This window comes from Paenibacillus sp. FSL P2-0173, from assembly GCF_038008045.1.
Classification (GTDB): domain Bacteria; phylum Bacillota; class Bacilli; order Paenibacillales; family Paenibacillaceae; genus Paenibacillus; species Paenibacillus polymyxa_B.
On record NZ_JBBOYK010000002.1, the window covers coordinates 1 to 20,080 of the forward strand.

The 20,080-nt window shown below is 44.7% G+C and carries 18 protein-coding genes; 5 read left to right on the forward strand and 13 right to left on the reverse strand.

Annotated elements, in window-relative coordinates; translation table 11 throughout:
• Positions 1 to 1,151 precede the first annotated feature (1,151 nt).
• The 7 genes from glpX to MKX30_RS10240 all read right to left on the reverse strand — a co-directional run bounded on the left by glpX (position 1,152) and on the right by MKX30_RS10240 (position 8,518).
• Complete coding sequence (gene glpX, locus MKX30_RS10210) at positions 1,152 to 2,129, reverse strand: class II fructose-bisphosphatase (RefSeq protein ID WP_013310165.1); 978 nt, start codon at positions 2,127 to 2,129, stop codon at positions 1,152 to 1,154.
• A 148-nt stretch (positions 2,130 to 2,277) separates the two neighbouring features.
• A complete protein-coding gene (locus MKX30_RS10215) occupies positions 2,278 to 3,081 on the reverse strand; it encodes a pyruvate, water dikinase regulatory protein (RefSeq protein WP_341062803.1) in 804 nt (267 codons plus the stop codon).
• A 13-nt stretch (positions 3,082 to 3,094) separates the two neighbouring features.
• Positions 3,095 to 3,709 (reverse strand): helix-turn-helix transcriptional regulator, encoded by a 615-nt coding sequence (locus MKX30_RS10220; RefSeq protein WP_223822107.1) that lies wholly within the window; start codon positions 3,707 to 3,709, stop codon positions 3,095 to 3,097.
• 237 nt (positions 3,710 to 3,946) lie between these two features.
• Positions 3,947 to 5,158 (reverse strand): ABC transporter permease, encoded by a 1,212-nt coding sequence (locus MKX30_RS10225; RefSeq protein WP_023988441.1) that lies wholly within the window; start codon positions 5,156 to 5,158, stop codon positions 3,947 to 3,949.
• A complete protein-coding gene (locus MKX30_RS10230; protein WP_023988440.1) occupies positions 5,155 to 5,874 on the reverse strand; it encodes an ABC transporter ATP-binding protein in 720 nt (239 codons plus the stop codon). Before MKX30_RS10230 ends, MKX30_RS10225 begins: the two co-directional genes overlap by 4 nt.
• 6 nt (positions 5,875 to 5,880) lie before the next feature.
• A complete protein-coding gene (locus MKX30_RS10235) occupies positions 5,881 to 7,341 on the reverse strand; it encodes an efflux RND transporter periplasmic adaptor subunit (protein ID WP_071558800.1) in 1,461 nt (486 codons plus the stop codon).
• Positions 7,342 to 7,354: 13 nt separating this feature from the next.
• Positions 7,355 to 8,518, reverse strand: a complete 1,164-nt coding sequence (locus MKX30_RS10240; RefSeq protein ID WP_341062804.1) for a TolC family protein — start codon at positions 8,516 to 8,518, stop codon at positions 7,355 to 7,357.
• A 320-nt stretch (positions 8,519 to 8,838) separates the two neighbouring features.
• Here MKX30_RS10240 and MKX30_RS10245 point away from each other — a divergent pair, with 320 nt between their 5' ends.
• Positions 8,839 to 9,027, forward strand: coding sequence for a hypothetical protein (locus tag MKX30_RS10245; RefSeq protein ID WP_013370989.1), 189 nt, complete (start codon positions 8,839 to 8,841; stop codon positions 9,025 to 9,027).
• 156 nt (positions 9,028 to 9,183) lie between these two features.
• Here MKX30_RS10245 and MKX30_RS10250 read toward each other — a convergent pair whose 3' ends face one another.
• The 3 genes from MKX30_RS10250 to MKX30_RS10260 form a co-directional block, all read right to left on the reverse strand.
• Complete coding sequence (locus tag MKX30_RS10250; protein WP_023988438.1) at positions 9,184 to 9,507, reverse strand: MGMT family protein; 324 nt, start codon at positions 9,505 to 9,507, stop codon at positions 9,184 to 9,186.
• A 115-nt stretch (positions 9,508 to 9,622) separates the two neighbouring features.
• On the reverse strand, positions 9,623 to 10,783 hold the full coding sequence (locus MKX30_RS10255; RefSeq protein WP_076265346.1) for a rhamnogalacturonan acetylesterase: 1,161 nt from the start codon (positions 10,781 to 10,783) through the stop codon (positions 9,623 to 9,625).
• Positions 10,784 to 11,014: 231 nt separating this feature from the next.
• Positions 11,015 to 11,437, reverse strand: a complete 423-nt coding sequence (locus MKX30_RS10260) for a hypothetical protein (protein ID WP_028542329.1) — start codon at positions 11,435 to 11,437, stop codon at positions 11,015 to 11,017.
• Between the two features lie 168 nt (positions 11,438 to 11,605).
• Here MKX30_RS10260 and MKX30_RS10265 point away from each other — a divergent pair, with 168 nt between their 5' ends.
• From MKX30_RS10265 to MKX30_RS10280, 4 genes are all read left to right on the forward strand, one after another.
• A complete protein-coding gene (locus tag MKX30_RS10265; protein ID WP_023988435.1) occupies positions 11,606 to 12,031 on the forward strand; it encodes a CHRD domain-containing protein in 426 nt (141 codons plus the stop codon).
• Positions 12,032 to 12,351: 320 nt separating this feature from the next.
• Positions 12,352 to 13,542 carry an acyltransferase gene (locus MKX30_RS10270; RefSeq protein WP_075154145.1) on the forward strand — a complete coding sequence of 397 codons (1,191 nt, stop codon included), beginning with the start codon at positions 12,352 to 12,354 and terminating at the stop codon, positions 13,540 to 13,542.
• Between the two features lie 110 nt (positions 13,543 to 13,652).
• Positions 13,653 to 14,354, forward strand: coding sequence for a response regulator transcription factor (locus MKX30_RS10275; protein ID WP_023988433.1), 702 nt, complete (start codon positions 13,653 to 13,655; stop codon positions 14,352 to 14,354).
• Positions 14,355 to 14,369: 15 nt separating this feature from the next.
• Positions 14,370 to 15,476 (forward strand): sensor histidine kinase, encoded by a 1,107-nt coding sequence (locus tag MKX30_RS10280; RefSeq protein ID WP_028542331.1) that lies wholly within the window; start codon positions 14,370 to 14,372, stop codon positions 15,474 to 15,476.
• Between the two features lie 65 nt (positions 15,477 to 15,541).
• On the opposite strand, the gene MKX30_RS10285 is transcribed toward MKX30_RS10280, so the two are convergent.
• From MKX30_RS10285 to licT, 3 genes are all read right to left on the reverse strand, one after another.
• Positions 15,542 to 16,978: a glycoside hydrolase family 1 protein gene (locus tag MKX30_RS10285; RefSeq protein ID WP_341062805.1), complete on the reverse strand. Its 1,437-nt coding sequence runs from the start codon at positions 16,976 to 16,978 to the stop codon at positions 15,542 to 15,544.
• Positions 16,979 to 16,997: 19 nt separating this feature from the next.
• On the reverse strand, positions 16,998 to 18,887 hold the full coding sequence (locus MKX30_RS10290; protein WP_341062806.1) for a beta-glucoside-specific PTS transporter subunit IIABC: 1,890 nt from the start codon (positions 18,885 to 18,887) through the stop codon (positions 16,998 to 17,000).
• Between the two features lie 117 nt (positions 18,888 to 19,004).
• A complete protein-coding gene (licT, locus tag MKX30_RS10295; protein ID WP_023988429.1) occupies positions 19,005 to 19,847 on the reverse strand; it encodes a BglG family transcription antiterminator LicT in 843 nt (280 codons plus the stop codon).
• Between the last annotated feature and the right edge of the window lie 233 nt (positions 19,848 to 20,080).

The window sequence follows — 20,080 nt, forward strand, 5'->3', positions numbered from 1 at the left end:
TTTGAAACTGACGAGATAAAATATCTCTTGTTCGCTTCTATTTTATACAGCCTGACGGCATGTACCAAAATTTCAGCGTTGGATTTTGTAAACAAAATCCGTACTCACTCGTTGTTCAGTTTTCAAAGATCAAATTTTCACGCGGCTTTTTGAGCCAGAACAATAATATAACATTTCCATCTAATTTAATCAACCTGTAAATAATTCCAGGCGAGTTATCCAAACCTTATTTAGTTAACAATCACTTTCGGGCTGGAATAATAATATATCAATTTAAACCGATCAAGTCTACCTGTAAAAATTCCCAGCTTGTTCGAACTTATTAAAAATCTTTGATCTTGTTCTATCGGCTGGACTAGTAATTTAACACGCATACCAAATTAATTCTACTTGAAATTAATTCCTTTTGATAGACAACTATAGATAATACACCAAAGTGGTTCATAATCCCAATAGGTGGAAATTTTGCTTAAATCTACGTTATTCTAATTTCCATAAAGATTTGCTTTGTCAATTATTTCTTAGATGTTTTCTAAGGTTGATGCTTCTTGTATTTCATTTGATTTTGATGCTAGTAATACTATTTATATTCTTTTTGGATGCATTTTTCTCAGAAGAAGTTGATAATTATGAAGAAATTTATTATGAATTTAATCCTTACATTTTTCACTGGCCTCTTCGCTATTTATTTACTTACTCGAAAAGTAGAAATAGATGGTTTAAGAGTTTGCTTTATAAGCACAGGAGTAGTAGCACTAGGTTATCTGACTGTGTGTTTAATAAAAAAAGCCCGTAAATGAAAACCACATTTCTAATACGGACCAAAAAACGGCAAAAATAATTATGCTTACGTCACTCAATGAAAGTGAGGTTATACTCGATGCGTATTCCATGGAGTTGATAACTTCATCTGTTCCATGACAGTTAGAATGACCCCGAAATATGAAAAACAGCGGTATCCTTGGATGAGTCCTAGATACCGCTGTTTTTTTGAACTATCGTTCCTTGTTTGTTAAACGATAAACTTAATCTCCGTATTGTATTTACAGCATACGAAACTTCTGCTTTGAATTCACCTCTGGACGATGCAAGGTGAAGAAGAACCTTTCGCCTACTGTGGGAACAGATTTAGGAAGCCATGACTTCAATGTTCAAGAGGATGCCGCTACCGCAAGCGTACCGGAAGAATCTGCTGTATGATGAATACTCCGCACGAAGCGAATCGTTTTTGTTTCTGAGTGCATTACGACTGAATGAGTTTCCGCTCTGTGGCCAGGAAGAGAACGAACCCCCTGCAACCACTCTCCAGGTGTCACACCTGTAGCCACAAACATCACGCCTTGGCGTCCGACCATATCATCCATGGAGAGCAACGCACCGGGATCAGTAATGCCCATACGCTTGCAACGCTCAATCTCTTCTTCACCATGAGGCAGCAGGCGACCTTGGATTTCTCCGCCCATGCATTTCAGCGCTGCAGCGGCCAATACACCCTCAGGAGCGCCACCAGAACCGATATGCAAATCTACACCGCTATCCAGGCATGTTTCAATCGCGCCCATCACATCCCCATGGCCAAGCAGTTTGATTCGAACGCCGCTTTCCCGCAGAAGCTTGATGATCCCGGCGTGCCGTGTACGATCAAGAATAGACACGGTAAGATCAGACAAGGATTTACCGAGTACTCGTGCAGCTTTTGACAATGTAGTTGGAATTGGGTCCTCAAGTGATAGCTTTCCAGCCAATGCCGGGCCAACGGCCATTTTTTGCATGTACATATCCGGAGCGTGGAGTAGACTACCACGAGGTGCAGCAGCAATGACCGACAGAGCGTTATTCAAACCATTTGCTACCGTTTCGGTTCCCTCTAGTGGATCGACAGCGATGTCCATAGCCGGTCCTCTGCGATTGCCTACTCTTTCCCCGATATACAGCATGGGAGCTTCATCCATTTCGCCTTCGCCAATGACGACCGTGCCGTCCATGGATACCGCATTAAAATGAGTGCGGATGGCTACCGTAGCCGCCTCGTCTGCGCTATTCTTATCTCCACGCCCTGTCCATTGTGCTGATTGCAGTGCCGCTGCCTCTGTTACCCGAACGAATTCCAATGCCATTTGACTCTCCATACCTATCCCTCCACCTCTCCTAAAAATTAATTGTTACCCTTAAGCAAATGAATTATTTAGGGCAGCTTTGCTGCAATCTTTCTATTTATCTATTAAACTCCTGTATCCTACGATTTTAATTTTTAGTTATATGAGCAGCTACTAGGCTCTATAACATTCTGATAATTAAACCTGCCGTCTCTTCAATCGCCTTATCTGTAACATCAATAACCGGACAATTCAGCTCTTTAAACAAAGACTGCGCATACGCTATTTCCTCTTCTACCCTTATCGCTGTAGCATACTGCACATTATTAGGAAGCCCCATAACCTTTAGTCGCTCACTGCGTATTTTCAACAGTAACTCTGGCTCGATCGTTAATCCGAATACTCGACCACGCTGAACATCCTTCAACTGAACAGGCGGTGTCAGCTCCGGTACAATCGGTATGTTGACCGTTTTATAACCTTTATGCGCGAGAAACATGGATAAAGGGGTTTTGGAAATACGGGATACTCCAAGCAATACAATATCCGCTTTGAGAATGGCGCTCACATCTTTACCATCATCATATTGAACCGCAAAATCCAAGGCCTCTACACGGCGAAAATAGTTATCGTCCAGTCGGTGCAGCAGACCAGGCTTCTCTTTGGGATCGTTATGGAACGTATCAGCAAACGCCTGCATCATCGGTCCCATAATGTCGACAGCCCGCACATTCAGCCGGACAGCCTCCTCTTTCATCGCTTCTCTCAATTCTGGCTGTACCAGCGTATAAGCTACGAAGCCTTTACGCTCGGCAACTTCCTCCATCACCCGGCTCAGTTCGTCTTCATCCCTCACGTTCATAAATCTTTTGATCTCTGTGTCCGGTAACTCAAATTGGCGCATGGTCGCCTGTACGACAGCTTCTGCCGTCTCGCCAATCGAGTCTGAACAGATCGCTATAAAATGACTGCTCACCTGAACCATTCGATTCCTCCCATTAATCCTCTGCTACCATATCGAGCAACATTTTAATAATATTCGTTTTTGTAATGCGTCCCACGACTTTCCAGTGCTCCCCTGGCTTGTCGGAGTCGGAAGGGACGACAACAGGCAGGCTGTCGATTTGACGGGCAATAATTTTGCGCGCTGCCTCTAATACCGTATCCTCTGGGGAAACGGTGACAACATTCGCCTGTCGGGTCATCACAAGGCTGACAGGAATGGTTGCTGCATTGGGATTCCCTAACGTTACCTTAAGCAAATCCTTGCGGGAAGCTACCCCTGCCAAATCTCCGTCTTCATCGGTGACGATCAAATTGCTCACATTTTCCAAAAAGAGAGCTACGACAGCTTCCTGAATCGTGGTTGTTTCTCGTACGATGACTGGAACACCATGAAGATCGCCGACCTTCATTTGCAACAGCCGGAACTTTTCCTCCCGGTTCGGCGTGCCCCGCTTTCCAACAAAATATCCGACCTTGGGCTTTGCATCTATGTAATTCAGAATGCCCAATTTGGATAGGTCGGTCCGAATGGTCGCCTTGCTGAGATTAAGCATTTCCGCAATCTGATCCCCGGTAATCGGGGCATGCTTTTGTACGATGTTTAAAATTTCTACTTGTCTTGCCGTAAGGTCGATGATGAACGTCCCTCCTTTTTTCTTGCGATCTAATATTGAATATAATACGTCATATATAACAATAAATCAACCTTAAAAAGCATATAAAACATCACATATATAAAATTAAGGCAGTTATTCATGTCTTTTTATCATTTAAAACACTTATTTAACACAAAAAACGGGTACTTTGCACCCTGCTCTTTCGAGTAAGGCGAAGTACCCGCTCCCTTATTCGTATCTTAAAGCATCAATTGGACGCAGCTTCGACGCCTTTCGCGCCGGATATACTCCGAACAACACTCCAACCCCCATACAGCACAGAAAAGAGTAAAGCACGGGCTCTATCGAATACACAATCGGCATTTGGACGAATTTCTCGAGCAGCTTTGCACCTCCGAGACCCACCATTACGCCAACCAGTCCACCCATCAGACTGAGAAAAACAGCCTCAGCCACAAACTGCAGCATAATATCACTGCGTTGCGCACCAATCGCTTTACGAATCCCGATCTCCCTCGTACGTTCCGTGACGGACACCAGCATAATATTCATAATGCCGACACCTCCAACGCCAAGCGCAATTGCAGCTACACCGGCCAGCAGCATATTCATAATCCGATCAACCCCGGACACTGTTTTTAAGATTTCCGTCTGGGTCATGATCTGAAAGTCATCGCCCTCTGATGGCTTTAGCTCATGTCTGGCACGTAGCACCTGCCGAATTTCAGCACTTGCCTGATTAATCTTCTCCTCTGTTGTTGCAGAGGCGTTCACCTGCTGAATACTCATATTGCCTAGCCGTTCCATCCCCGTTGTAATCGGTACATATACCTGCTGACCACTGTTACTCATATTGGAATTGGAATTTGCCAGCACACCAACCACCTTAAAAGGAAGCTGTTTAATCATGATCGTCTCACCGACCGCTCTTGAGGCATCCGGACCAAAAATATTACGGGCCGCATCACTCCCAAGCACGGCCACATTCATTTGTTTATCCACTTCATAGTGGGTAAACGACCTGCCTTGAGCTAGTGACAGCTTTCTCACATGAACGAATGCCAGCGAAGTCCCCTCAATTTGCGCGCTGACCTTATTGCGACTCCACGTAATATCTGCATTGGTCATGGCACTTGGCGCTACCTCTGCTACTGCTTTTTGCTCCTCTAGCGCATCGATATCTTCCAGAGATATCCCTTTCGTCTGACTGAACGACATGGAGCTGGAGCCATCATATGGAGCATAAGGATAGATCATCAGCAGATTATTTCCCATACTGTTGATCTGAGATGTAATCGTAGCCGTTGATCCTTTACCGATGGCTACAATCATAATCACAGCGGCCACTCCGATAATAATGCCCACCATGGTCAGCAAAGATCGCAGCATATTGGTTCGCAAACTGTTGAGCGATACACGGATAATTTCCTTAAACTTCATGCCTTCACTTCCTCTGCCGCCATTCTTCGTTTCCCAACAGGCTGATCCTCTTCAATCCGCCCATCCCGAAAATGAATCAGACGCTTGGCGTATTCCGCAACCTCCTGATCATGAGTAACCAATACAACCGTTTTCCCCTGATCATTCAGACGCTGGAAAATCCCCATTATTTCAACACTTGTTTTGGAGTCCAATGCGCCTGTCGGTTCATCCGCCAAGAGAATGACCGGATTGTTCACAAGTGCGCGCGCAATAGACACCCGCTGCTGCTGACCGCCTGACAATTCGTTTGGCCTATTGTTCATCCGATCGCCTAGACCTACGCTAGTAAGAGCCTCCATTGCCCGCAAACGACGCTCCTTGGCAGGAATACCCGCATAGATCATAGGCAGTTCCACATTCTCCAAAGCCGTTGCTCGCGGGAGCAAATGGAATTTTTGAAATACAAATCCGATTTTCTGATTACGTATAATAGCCAGTTCATCCTCGCGGGCATCTAATATCGAATAGCCATCCAAATAAAATTGTCCCGATGTAGGTAAATCCAGACAGCCGATGACATTCATCATCGTGGACTTGCCTGATCCAGACGGTCCCATGATCGCGACAAAATCACCGTCAGCAATATCAAGTTGTACCTCACGCAGGGCATGAATTTCCTGATCTCCGACCTGATACACTTTTTTCAAATCCTCAATCTGAATGACGTATCTCATACCCGTTTAAAAACCTCCCTGCATGCCGCCCATAGCAGAAGGGTCCGGCGGAGGTTCAGGAGCAGGCACAATAAGCGTGTCACCCTCCTTTACACCTGACTTGAGCTCGACTCGATCTGGCGTGTAAAATCCGAGTTCTACGGGCTTGAATGTGCGCGCCCCTGGATTCGCAGCGTTATTAGCGGAAACATACACGCCATCCTGTCCCCCTTCCGATCTCAGCGCAGTAGCAGGTACGAACAATACATTTTTGTGTACTCCCAAAATAACGGCCACATTCATAATCATGCCCGTTTTGAGCTTGCCTTTCGGGTCATGAACAGACAATTCCATCAGATACGTCGTCATCCCTTCATCCGTAGAGGCTTCCGGTGAGACGAATTGCACCTTCCCTGGAAATGATTCACCCGGATATGCATTGGTAGTCAACACGGCTGAAAGACCCTTCTTTACTTTGACAATGTCGGTCTGACTTACCTTCACAACCACCTTAAGATCGTTGGAATCCGAGTTATTCATGACAATGAATGGAGCCGTCGGACTGGTCCCTACATCCCCGTTCACCTTCAAGATTACCCCGTCCCAAGGTGCTGTGACCTGAAGCTTGTTCAATTCATTTTTCTTCTGCTCCAGTTCCGTCGCCTGTCTTCGAACCTCTATCCGTGAGGCTTGAATATTGGATGCATCAGCCGGAACCTGAATTTTGCGAAGCTCTGCCATTGCCGTACGATATCCGATTTCAGCTTCTGAAATGGTGCGACGTTTTTGCGACATGATTTTGCGGAACTGCAGATCCAGACCATCATAGTCCGTCTGTGCTTTATCCAGTGCTTGCTCTGCCTGCTCCAATTCACTGTTGGACACCGCACCGGCATCATGTAAAAACTTTTGGTCTTCATATGCCTTTCGCGCCTGTTCCAACTGCTTTTGGGAAGTTTTCTTCTGACTTTCGGCTTCTTCCAGCTCAAATGATTCTTGCGCTGTATCGATAGCCATTTTGGCCCGAAGTACATTTGTTTTCTGAATTTCAATATCCTCTGCCTTCGGACCTTTCTCCAATTCAGCCAGCTTGGATTTGGATATTTCCAAAGTATCAGACGCAGTCTGAATTTGCATTTTAATTTCTGAACTGTCCAGAAGAGCCAGCACCTGTCCTTTTTTCACCTTGTCCCCGGCTTTCACATTTACCACTGCCAGCTTGTTATCACCTGCACTCGTGAAGTTTAACTTCACTTCCTTGGACGCTTGCACGGTACCGGACGTGTCCAGCTTCTCACTCACATCGCCGCGCTCTACTTTAAGCGTCTCATCCTGAACCAAAGGTGCCGCCTGCTCCTTGGGCAGATTCAGATATACTGCCGTTCCGCCTCCACCTACAACCAGTAGAACAATTGCAGTCCATATCCACTTTTTTCTCCGTTTTTTCCGTAACTTGATTAAAGCATCATTTAAAACCGTTTCTGCCAACGCCTTTTCCTCCCTATGTGCTCCATGGCTTGTTCAACGTATACTCATTTTGATCCAACTCGATCGCCAGCTCTTCCATTTGCCGTTCAATCTGGTTCACTTTCAACTGATTATTTTTCAATTCCATCTCGATAATTAGACCTCTGTCCCACTTTTTGCGCGATAACTCCAAGGCCTCTTTTGCCGTACGCAAGCTTTCTTCCAGTTGTACATATTTTTTTTGGTTTTCCTTAACCGTGGCATACAAATTACGGAGTGATTCGGCAAAATCCTTTTGACCTTTGTCAAGCTCCTCTTTAGCCGTATCGACATCCATTTTAGCTAGATCGTAAGCACCCGCACCGTTGTTAAAATCGAAGTATCTCACATTAAGTTCCGAAGTTTTGATGCTATCCTCCAGCTTCCATAAGTTCGGATTCATGTCTGTCAGCTGTTGTATATGTAATTCGATATCCAGTTTCTTTGGTTCCTTGTATACGGGTCGATCAACCATTTCATAGGCTGTTCCGTTAGGCTGTCCCATGAGGAAGTTCAGAGCATCCCTAGATTTTTGCAACGCAATTTTCCCCTGCTCTACTGTTTGCTGAGCCTGGCTTCTGGTCTGTGTACTCTCGTTTTTCGCATACTCAGACAGCTTGCCGCGCGCAAATTTGGCAAGTGCAATCTTTTCCTCCGCTTGGGCAATTTCAAGCGCTTCTAGATCATTTTTCACTTGATTCTCTGCCACGAACACACTTTGATAGCTTTTCATCACATTAAAATAAATCTGGTCTTTGGCGAACTGCGCCTGCTTTTTGCTGGCTAGATAAGATAGCGTCGAAGAGTTATAACTTCTCCAAGAGGTATTATCATCAACATATTCACCGTCTATAAAATCAACAAATGCATTTCCCAGATCCTTTTCTGCATTTTTCAGTTCCATTCTGCGACGCTCTACGTCCCGTTCGGCGGTACGCGTATTGTAATTGTTCGTCTGTGCCCATTCCACGGCCTGCTTGAGTGTTAATGTAGGTAAAGCCTGACCCGTTACGGATGATGTCTTCGATGTAGCCTCAGTAGATGGACTAACCGACGTACTTGATGCTACATTTCCTGATAAACTCTCAGACTGTACAGTGGAGGCCAATCCTGATGATAAGGACAATACAAGCAGCACGACAGCCGCTTTTTGCTTCATAGATGAATCTCTCCCCTTTCGGTTCATTCCCCGAATCTTTTCCATTTTTTTTCGACATAAACTTCCACGAACTCTTTGCATTCTAATTGTACTTTCAGGTTTATGTTGGTACAAGGTGTCAAAACAATACATTTTTGTAACCTTTACTTCCTGATTACTCGCTTTATACTACTTTTCGTCCAATGAGATATTGATTCAACCTATTTTTACCTGAACTTTACCTAATTTTCAGCTAATTTTAAGGAAACCAACAGCATCTATTAAGGTTTGGAACATATACTAGAGAAAGAATTACAGCCGCTCACTGGGAGGGTTAATAGATGATAAAAGAATCTCGCATGACAACCACTAACGAACCGTCTGATTTGTGGATGACCCGCTTTTTACGTGAATCAGAACAAAAAAAGAAACAACTGATCCGGGAAGCCCGGAAAAATAACGATATACCGCTGATGAACAGCATTTCTTTTCACCTTGCCCAACGGGATCAGCAGCATCTTATCGGATAAAATGACAAGTGAATCTTATGCTATAAATAACAGATTACCTCTAGTTATCCGCTTCGTATGCTAGATGAAAAAAATCCGGGACAAATCGATAATTGATTTGTCCCGGATTTTTGTGATCATCAAATCTAATATAAAACCGCATAGCTTGTTCCGTTCCTATTCTTCCATCTCCGCCTGCGGATCATAGAGATATTGATCGAGTGGAATACGCCCGCTTTCATTAAAACGTATGCCTTCCTCCTCCAAGTACAGACGCTGCAGGGATGCGGACTCATCCTCCTGCAAAGCAATCTCCCCCAAACGGTTGACTACTCTATGCCAAGGAAGTCGGTGTTTTTGGCTCAATGTATGCAAAATTCGCACCACCTGTCTGGCACCTCTTGGGCTTCCGGCCTCTGCCGCAATTTGACCGTAAGTCATTACTTTTCCCTCAGGGATCAACAGTATAATTTGAAGCACACGGGCAGTGAAAGGCTGCATGTTCTAATTCCTCCGTATTACTATTGCTTTTTCAATAATTATAGCACCCTGAACAGAGGCTAAAAACCCCTGCTCCTACGAATGTAAGAAGCAGGGGAAAACCCATCGTTTAAATTTAGAATCCGCTCAGACCCTGCCTTTTTAAATCCTGTGCTACCAATCGGGCCAGTTCCCTTGCACCTTCATAGTTTGGATGGAGTGTATCGCCGTTCATATACAAGGCCAGTGTAGCGTCTTTACCAATAGAAGTGAAATAAGCTGAGCTAAGAACATTCAGGTCGACTAAAGGCGTTTGTTCCTCTTGAGCCAGTGCCAAAATAGCGCTTCTATACCATCTATTTTCTGCGTTGTGTACATTGTTAGCATTAAAGTCAGTGGCTCGTCCTTGCGGAGTTGACAGGATTACCGTCGCCCCTTTAGCCTTAACCTGCCGAATCATATCCTTCATCCAGTCCTTAAACTCGGCTTCGCTTTCGTTATGCTTTGGATTGGTGTCATTAATGCCCAATTGGAGAATAAAATAATCCCCCGGCTTGATATATTGGACGATGGCCTCCAACTGACCGTCCTGGTGGAAGCCTCTAGCAATTTGGCCTCCTGACGCCATATTGCGAATTTGAAAAGTATTCGTGTTCACAAACTCTGGCAGCAGTTGACCCCATCCCGCCTGTACGCTGCTATCTAGCGGATAATAGTTACAAACCGTAGAATCTCCACCGATATAAATCGTTCGATTCGTAACCGGATTGCTAGATAATTGCCTGATTTCCAATGCACTGAGTGTGAAGACCGCGCCCTCTTTGCCTTCAGTAACCAGCAGATTTAGCTGTCCATCTGTCACTGGAATTTGAAAGCGATCCTTGGCCCCATTCCCTGTCATATTAATGACCTGATACACCCCTTCAGCCGCAATACTCGAACGAGAGGTATCTCCTAAAGTAACCGACACCTCATACAAACCAGGAGGAAGATCAACGTCAAAAGTATTCTCGCTTTTCGTACCTGTAGCCAGGAACCGTACCGCATCACTTGCCACTCCAGTCCCCGAAGCGCTGACATTACGCATATTCTCAGGGGTACGAAAGCCATATCCACGTGCTGAGTCATAGGACAGCGAAGCACTCACACCGGTATAACCCGTTTCGACCGTACCTCCGCCAAAATCAAACTTGTACTCACCATCGGATGCATGTGCCGGCGTAGCTATGCCCATACCTGGTGCACCACATAAAAAAGCTGCTAAAAGCATACCAGTCAATCCTTTTTTCCATTTCATTCTTCATTCCTCCTTCAGATTTTCAATTGTACGAAGCAAAGAATATTTTATTTTTGTAAGCGCATACATAAAATTCTACCAATTGTTGCAGGGTTATGCCTATGTGATTATTATGCAAAAGAAAAGTAGTTTATTCGTTAAGCTAAAACTTGTACTTGTACACAAAAAAGCCTCGCAGTTACAACTGCGAAGCTTTATGAAGCAATATTTCTTCATATCAAAATCACTACATTAATCCGCAACCAAAATTCCGTCAAAGCTCTCTGGACCTACACGTATTGTACCCAGCAGGTTAGCAGAAACAAAAGCAGTGTACACCAGTTGTGGCGTAATCGGCGGATTGAAATCATCTGCTGAGAACGCAATAACCTGTGGAGCTAATAAACTCAAACTAAAAGTGGATGTAGCCGAATAAACAACAGGGTCAGTTACCACAGTACCTCTTACAATAGTGATAGTAATTCCTACTAAAGCAAGCGGAAGTTGAAGCGATATGGTTCCTTTAAGCAGAACCCGTGGCGTACCTGTAGCTCCCTGTGTGTTTAATCCGATCTGTCCAAACAATTGAGGTGTATTCAAAACCGTGATCGGAATGGCAATAGAGTTGGCTGTCGAAGCATTTTGGGATGTTCTTCCATCAATAAATGTCCCCATGGTTTCCCCTCCTCTCTCTACCAGATACTCATAGACTATGAAAAAGTTTGTTTTGTGCTTGGACTGAATAACTTGTAAAACACACAACTTCTGATGAATAGGCTAATGTGCAGCCCTTTCTCTGGCCCTGTGAATACACTAAACCAACACTGGGAAAGGAGGGATGTCATGTCTAATAAGTTTAGAGCCACCTTAAGGGGGGCTAATGAAGTGCCTCCTGTCAGAACAAATGCGACAGGAACAGCCGAATTTCGTTACCGTCCAACGAGCCAACAATTAAGCTTTGAACTGACTGTACGCAATATCTCACGGGTAACCGAAGCGCATATTCATCTGGGACGAAGAGGTGAAAATGGCCCTGTTGTTGCTACACTGTTTGGTCCTTCGAAGTTTGGGATAACCGTTAGAAGAGGCGTCGTTAGCGGCGTGCTCCGTGCATGTGATCTTACCGGTCCGCTCAGAGGCAGAACCATTTATGATTTGGTGTGCCAAATTAGAGAGGGCAATGCCTACGTCAATGTCCACACCATCCGTCATCCGAACGGTGCCATTCGTGGACAAATTAGACGCGCACCTATCAAACGCTGCAAATAACGAATGATCATGAGTATAAAAAAGAACTTCCATGTCACTCATTTTGAGGCTATGGAAGTTCTTTTCTTAATTCAGGATTTTGCAAAATTCGATTCCAGTCGCTCCGAAGTGCAAGATATAGACGGACTAAACCATTTCGATCTATATCTTGCTCATTGGAAGTCGCTTATGGGATTTTTGCAAAATCCTCAATTCTTAACAAAAGTTAAGAAGTTCATAAGCGTTTCTTAAGCCGTTCCCTTTCAGGTTGTTAAGAACTTTATCTTTTAATAGAAAGAGTTCAACAAGATACAGTTCACTCCTGAAAGGAAATGAAGCTTATGAAGCCTAAGACCAAAGAAAAAATTCCCGAATTGCAGTTGGTCAGAGCCATGGCGATTTTAGCCGTCTTGATGGTACATGCCACTTCTTATGCAACGGTTCAGCTTACAAATTCCAGTCTTTATGTTGTATACAATGCGCTCAATGTGTTGATGAAGTATGGAACCCCCGTATTTATCGCGCTTAGCAGCATGGTACTGTTCTACAACTACAAGGATCGTCCGATGGGACGACAGCTCTTAAGCCGCTTTTATAAGCAGAGGTTGCTGTACATCCTCTTACCTTACGTCATGTTCTCTCTATTTTATTTCATCCTGTCCCTTATGGCTGGCAGCTCCGAACCATGGAATATAATCACACTTGCGAAAAGCTTTGCTCTGAAGCTGGCCACAGGCAAAGCGTATACTCATTTATATTATATTTTTATCATGATGCAATTCTATCTTGCATTTCCATTCGTACTGTGGCTGTTCCAGCGTTGTCGGCAACTTCCACAATGGTCTATTGTCCTTGGGCTGTTGGTACAGTGGTCATTTGTTATTGGAAATAAATTTCTATTTCAGGTTCAAAATAAGGGCAGTTGGGCACTGTCTTATATAGCCTGCTACATGCTGGGTGCTGCTCTCGGTTACTACTACCCACAGCTGAGAACGTGGTTTCTGATGCGTAAGGGGGAACGAAGTGTTGCCGGAGTGCTGACATGGATCGCAATTTGGGCTTTATGGCTGATTTCAGCCACCATGCATGTCTATATGTGGTACGAAAATAGAATGTACGGAATCTCGTACAATTCGCTAGTTTTTGAACTTATGTATAATATGTACAGCCTGTCTAGCACTCTGGTAATACTACAGATTTCCTTTTTAATGTACAGACGACAAGATTCCTTTGTCACTCGCAAACTGGAACGTCTGGGCACACTGTCCTTTGGTGTGTATCTGATTCATCCGTTCTTCCTGCTCCTGTATCGGCAGTTTTCACCACATATCGGTTCTCCGCAGCTTATTCATGCGTGGTATGCCGGAGGTTTTTTCTTTGCACTTCTTTGCTCTTGGCTCGTCGTGTCGATCATCTCCCGTTTCCTGCCATTTGCTTGGATCTTGTTCGGTCAACTACCAGAAATAGAAAAAAGACAATTCAAGCAAGAAAACCGTATTACTTCAACTGAAACAGCACTATCCAAAGGCTGACGACCCCAAGCAAGCGAACTGAGATGAGTGTCCATAGCCTCCATCTTTAAAAAGGTATATAATACGCCCATATTGTATACTGCTGGAAAGAACAGAAAGGGTGCACAACCATGCATAACGGAACCATTTTATTAGTAGACGATGAACCTGAAATTATTAAGCTGATGCAAATTTATTTGGAAAATGAAGGATATCGACTGCTTATGGCACGAGACGGACTGGAAGCGCTGGAGCAAGTCAGTCGGGAATCGATAGATGTGATGGTGCTTGATGTGATGATGCCCAATATGGACGGGGTTGAAGCTTGCATGAAGATCAGAGAAACCGAGCATTTTCCGATTATTATGTTGTCTGCGAAGGGACAAGATATGGACAAAATCACAGGACTCAGCGTTGGGGCCGATGATTATGTCACTAAGCCGTTCAGCCCGTTGGAGCTGGTGGCACGTATCAAATCCCAGCTGCGCAGAGTACGGAAATATACCCACTCCTCCCCTGCATTGGAGCATGAAATGATACTGGATGAACTCTCCATTAATTCTGCTACGCATGAGGTCACTCTCGCCGGAGAATCCATTAAGCTGACCCCGCGTGAATTTGCCATTGTCGAGCTGTTGGCACGTAATCGTGGTCAAGTGCTGAGCATGGAGCAGATCTATGAAAAAGTATGGAAGGAGCAATATCTGGAATCCAACAACACGCTGATGGTTCATGTGCGTAAAATTCGCGAGAAAATTGAGGCTGATCCGAGAAAACCTAAATACCTGAAAACGGTGTGGGGAATCGGCTACAAAATGGAAAAATTCGATTAATGGAGGATTCACGTCTTGAAGGCAAAACGATATGACACATTGGGATGGAAGCTGGCAGCCCTTAGCCTTGCCGCCTTCACTTTAACCGGACTGATTTTGATGGTGTTTTATTATGGAGCATCTTTGCTACTATGGCTGAACCCTTCCCGTTCATTTTTTGGCACTCGTCTAATTCGCTGGACCGTGAATCATATTGGGTCCCCACTCATCATGCTGATTGGAGGGCTGCCTTTATATATTTATTTCTTTTTCCTTTTTACCAAAAATACGATTGGCTATCTTCGCGAAATTACGACGGGGATGCAGGAGTTTGCTGATGGAGATCTGTCCTATACGATCCCTGTTTCTTCAGCGGACGAGCTGGGTACCTTGGCGAAAAATATGAACACCATGGCGGACAAGCTCCGTCTCTCACTGGAAGAAGAACGGGCTTCCGCCAAAGCCAAAAACGACCTGATCACCGGCGTATCTCATGATCTTCGTACCCCGCTAACATCCGTGATCGGTTTTTTGGAATATATTGAAACCGACCGCTATCGGGATGAAATTGAGCTGCGCTATTATGTGAACATTGCTTATGAAAAGTCATTGACGCTTAAAAAGCTGATCGATGAGCTGTTTGAATACACGCGTGTGAGCGGTGGCAGTCTGCCACTGGAGCTGGAGCCTGTAGATCTCGGCAAATTGCTTACCCAGCTTGCTGAGGAATTTGTACCCTCGCTGGAACAGGCGGACATGTCCTACCGTGTCCGAATCGTCGAGCCTGTTCGGATTCTAGCCGATACCGACGAGCTGGTACGCCTGTATGAAAATTTGTTTTCCAACGCTATTCGATACGGAAAAGACGGCAAACGCCTCGATATCACCATAGGACGCGAAGACGACGAGGCGGTGGTAATCTGCACTAACTACGGCACCCCAATTCCTGCGGAAGATGTCCCGCACTTGTTTGAGCGGTTTTACCGGGTGGACAAATCACGTTCCAAGGAAACCGGAGGCACCGGACTGGGCCTTGCGATTACAAAAAGTATTACCGAGCTGCATGATGGCCGCATTTCGGTTAGGAGCAATCGCAGACAAACAGATTTTGAAACCCGTTTTCCCCTCTACTCCTACACATAAACAAACGAACCAGCCAAAGATTGTATCTCTGGCCGGTTCATTTCTGACTTTTATTTAATACAGGACTATTTTCCTTTATTTTGTTCAAATAATACTTCCCCATTGGATTCAATAATCTTTTGGTACCAGTAGAAGCTGTTCTTTTTTCTTCTTTCCAGCGTACCCGTACCATCGTTGTTTTTGTCTACATAGATAAAGCCGTACCTTTTTTTCATTTCTCCCGTTCCCGCACTGACAATGTCGATTGGACCCCACCAGGTATAGCCGAGCACTTCGCAGCCATCCTCAATAGCTTCATGCAGCTGGATCAGATGCTTGTTCAGATAGTCTACCCGCTCGGGATCATGAATTGAACCGTCTTCCAAAATTTCATCATGACTGCCGTAGCCGTTCTCTACAACAAACAGAGGTTTCTGATATCGGTCGTACATCTCATTACACACATAGCGGAAGCCCTTCGGGTCAATTGGCCATCCCCACGGCGTTTTTTCCAAATAGGGATTGTCGAGTCCCATAATTCCCCCTGTGTTGCCCAAGATGGGCATACCTGCTTTATGTGTCGTACTTCGATAATAGCTAAATCCTAAATAATCCGCTGTATGCTCCCGCAGTAATTGTTCATCTCCGGGCTCCATTTGGACCATGATGTTATGCTCTTTCCAGATCCGTTTGGCATAGCTTGGATAATAGCCTCTAAGGATCACATCGGAATAAAATAAGGATCTTCTTCTCAGCTCATAGGCTTCAAACACATCGTCCGGATTACAGGTATTCGGATAGATCGGACTCAGGGATAACATAGCGCCCATCATCGCTCCTGGGATAATTTCATGACACAGTTTAGTAGCCAGGGCACTGGCAACGAAAACATGGTGACTAGCCTGATAAATAGTCGGCAGTTTGTGCTCATCGTCTTGAACAACAATGCCTCCTGCCGCCAAAGGAATGGTATGGAAATGGTTGATTTCGTTGAAGTTCATCCAATATTTCACTTTGTTTTTATAACGTTTGAAGACAACTTCCGCATACTTTACATAGAATCCAATCAGCTCGCGGCTTTTCCAGCCTTCGTATTTGCGAATCAGATTCAGAGGTAGCTCAAAGTGAGAAATGGTGATGACCGGCTCAATTCCATACTTCAGTAGCTCATCAAACAGATCATCGTAAAATTGCAGCCCTTTTTCATTTGGTTCGGCATCATCCCCATTCGGAAAGATTCGGGACCATGCAATGGAAGTCCGAAAGCATTTCATGCCCATTTCGGCGAACAGGGCGATATCTTCTTTATAACGATGGTAAAAATCAATCGCTTCATGGCTGGCGTAGTACTTGTTTTCATCAATCGTATCATCAAACGTCCCGCCTACTATTCCTCCCCGAAATGCATCGCTGATTGCTGGCCCTTTACCATCCTCGTTCCATGCCCCTTCAGCCTGATTCGCTGCTATAGCACCACCCCATAGAAAATTATCAGGAAAACTTTTGGCTATCTGTGCTGTCATAACTCATTTCCTCCTTTATTTAATGTACGGTGAGTAAAACACTTTGCAAATCAACGGATTTTTGCTGTGTCTGGGTAACCTTTTGGTAAGCAGTGCTGTTGGTAACAATAATCGGAGTGGTCAGGTCATAACCGGCTGCCTGGATTTTCGGAATATCAAATTCAAGCAGCAAATCGCCTCGTTCAATCCGTTGCCCTTGTTCTACATGCTTCGTGAAATAGCTGCCTTTCAGCTTAACCGTATCTAGTCCCACATGAATTAACAGATCCAGATGGTTATCTGAGGTGATGGCTATCGCATGGCCGGTTCGAAATACGAGCGAGACAACCCCGGAAACCGGTGAATATACCTTTCCTTCACTCGGTAGAATGGCTATTCCTTGACCCATCGCTTCTGTAGAGAACGCAGGATCAGGAACCTCATGAAGCGGAACAATTTGGCCATGGATAGGCGCATAGACATTCTCGGTGACTTCGGTATGTCCAGGTTCAGTTTGTAAGGCAGGCTCGGATTTTTCTGCTTCCGTCTTTCCTGTCTCCGCATCCGTTGCCCCGTTTCCTTCATTAAAGCCCAGAATATAAGTCAATACGGTAGTAACCACAAATGAAATGATGATACTAATCAAATAAAAAGCAATTGTATTCGTAAAGAATGCCGGAATCGTTGTTATTGCCGGGAACACATAAGCAAGCACGGTCGTTTGGAAATGTCCGGCAATGGCCCCTCCGATCATTCCCCCGATGACGGCGGCAATCATTGGTCTTTTCAGCTTCACGGACAATCCGTAAACGATAGGTTCTGTAATACCAGCGAACAGTGAAGGGAAAATAGATGACAGTGCGTAAGCTCTCAGCTTTTTGTCCTTGGCTTTCAGAAAGACCCCAAGAGCGACACCGGATTGGGCGAAGGTCGCAGAAGCCATCATAGGTCGAATCGTATCAAACCCTTTGAGGGAAAGATTGTTGATCATCGCAGGTGCAATCCCCCAGTGTAAACCAAACATCACCAGGAAGGTCCAGCCGCCTCCCAGAATGGCTCCAGTCAAGAGACCGCTTTGCGTACTCAAAAATTCAATACCATCCGCAATACCTTTACCGGTGTACACTCCCAGTGGACCGATCACAATGGCGGTAAGCGGAACCATAATTAATAAGGAAACAAGCGGGACCATAAACAATTCAATGCTTTTCGGAACCACCCGCTTCAGAAACCGTTCCAGATATGAATACAGCCAAATGGCTAAAATTGCTGGAATAATGGATGTCGTATAACTCATCAGGACAACGGGAATGTGGATAAAGGAAGCAATATCCCCCGTGTTTTCCATCAACTTGGTGAAGTTAGGCTCCAGCAGAGCGGCCATAATGGCAGCAGATACGATAGGCTGGGTCTTGAATGTTCTCGAAGCTGAAAACGCCAACATCAGTGGCAGGAAGAAAAATACGCCATTGCCTGCGGCAGCAAGGATAGCATAGGTACTGGAGGCACTGTCCAACCACTCTAACTGTGTAAGAATAACCAGGATAGCTTTCAGCATCCCTGCACCAGCCAAAGCAGGTACAATCGGCTGGAAAATAGAGCTCATGACGGTAAAAGCACGACTGATGAAATTACCTTCCTTTGCATTATCCTCTTTTTTGTCGTTGCCGCTTTTTACCTGAAGGTTATAGTTCTTCGCAATCGTATCATAAACCTCGTTAACATGATTGCCGATCACCACCTGGTACTGCCCTCCGCTTTCTATCACGGAAATGACTCCGTCGGAATTTTCCAAAGCCTGTTTATTGGCTTTTTGCTTGTCCTTAAGTGTAAATCTCAGACGGGTCATACAATGGTACAGATCACGTATATTTTCTTCTCCGCCTACATTAGTTACAATGAATTTCGCTAATTCATCATGTTTGCTCATAATGCCTGCCTCCAATGTTCTCTGGTTGATATAAAAAAAACCTGAGTAATCCCCGATACCAAAATGCAATTTAGTATCGAAATCACTCAGGTAATGCCCACGAATGGTAACACCCTGTTAGTTTTCAGTTCTGTTGACCAATCTGGAAATGTGAATCATAAGATACATCATTTCATCATTGGTTAATTTCTGCTCAAACTGCTTATTCACATACACCCCTATTTTTTGTACACATCTGTGCTCTTCTGGAAATTTGATTTTCAGGTCTTCGAACAAATTCATGTACTGCGGGTCTGCCGATTCGTGGGCAAAAAGCCGCTGGGCAAAAAATTTAAGATGGGTTACAAAACGGTTGTAATTCCATGAATCTTCATCAATCTCGACATTGAAGTGGTATTTTACAATATCCATAATATCCTTGATGACTTTTGACGTTTTTAGCGTCAGATCAAGCTTCTGGTTATCCAGGCGGGCGTTGACGAAATGCAGGGCAATAAACCCGGCTTCATTCTCATCGAACGTGATGTTGATCCTGTTACGAATCATCTCCAGCGCATGTTTACCGATCGCGAATTCTTCGCGATAAAACCGCTTGATCTCCCATAGAAACCGGTTTTCAATCGGTGTTCCCCGTTCATGCCGTTGGATGGCGAATGAAATGTGGTCGATCAGGGCTAGGTAAATATAGTCACTAATGTCTCCAGCCAATCTCGGTCTGGCATACTCCACGATTTCATCCGCGATTTCAATACATTCCATCTTCACATCTTTCAGCAAATCCGCCAGCTTCGCGGATAAATCCTGAGTTTTGACTACAAACAGCTTCGTGATTTTCCGCTCATCAATGGTATCCCCCGGTTTCAGGTTGAATGCGATTCCATTTCCTGTCGCAATGACCTCTTGGGCGTCCTCTTCCTCTGCTAAAACGACATTGTTGTTAAGCGCTTTCTTCAAAATCATGCGACCACCTGCTTTTATTTACTGGAAGGCCATTTTTTAAAGAGACTCTGTTAAAAAATGTGCATACACTAAAAAACCTGAACAGAATACCGCTTCATAGACGTTATCGCCCATTTACCGGAACTCCATTCAGGTTATGCCTAAAATAGTAACACCCTGAAAATTATGAAATTCATTTTTGTAATCGTTTTCTTGGCTTCATTATAATAGAGTTTCTTTTTTTCTGTCAACCC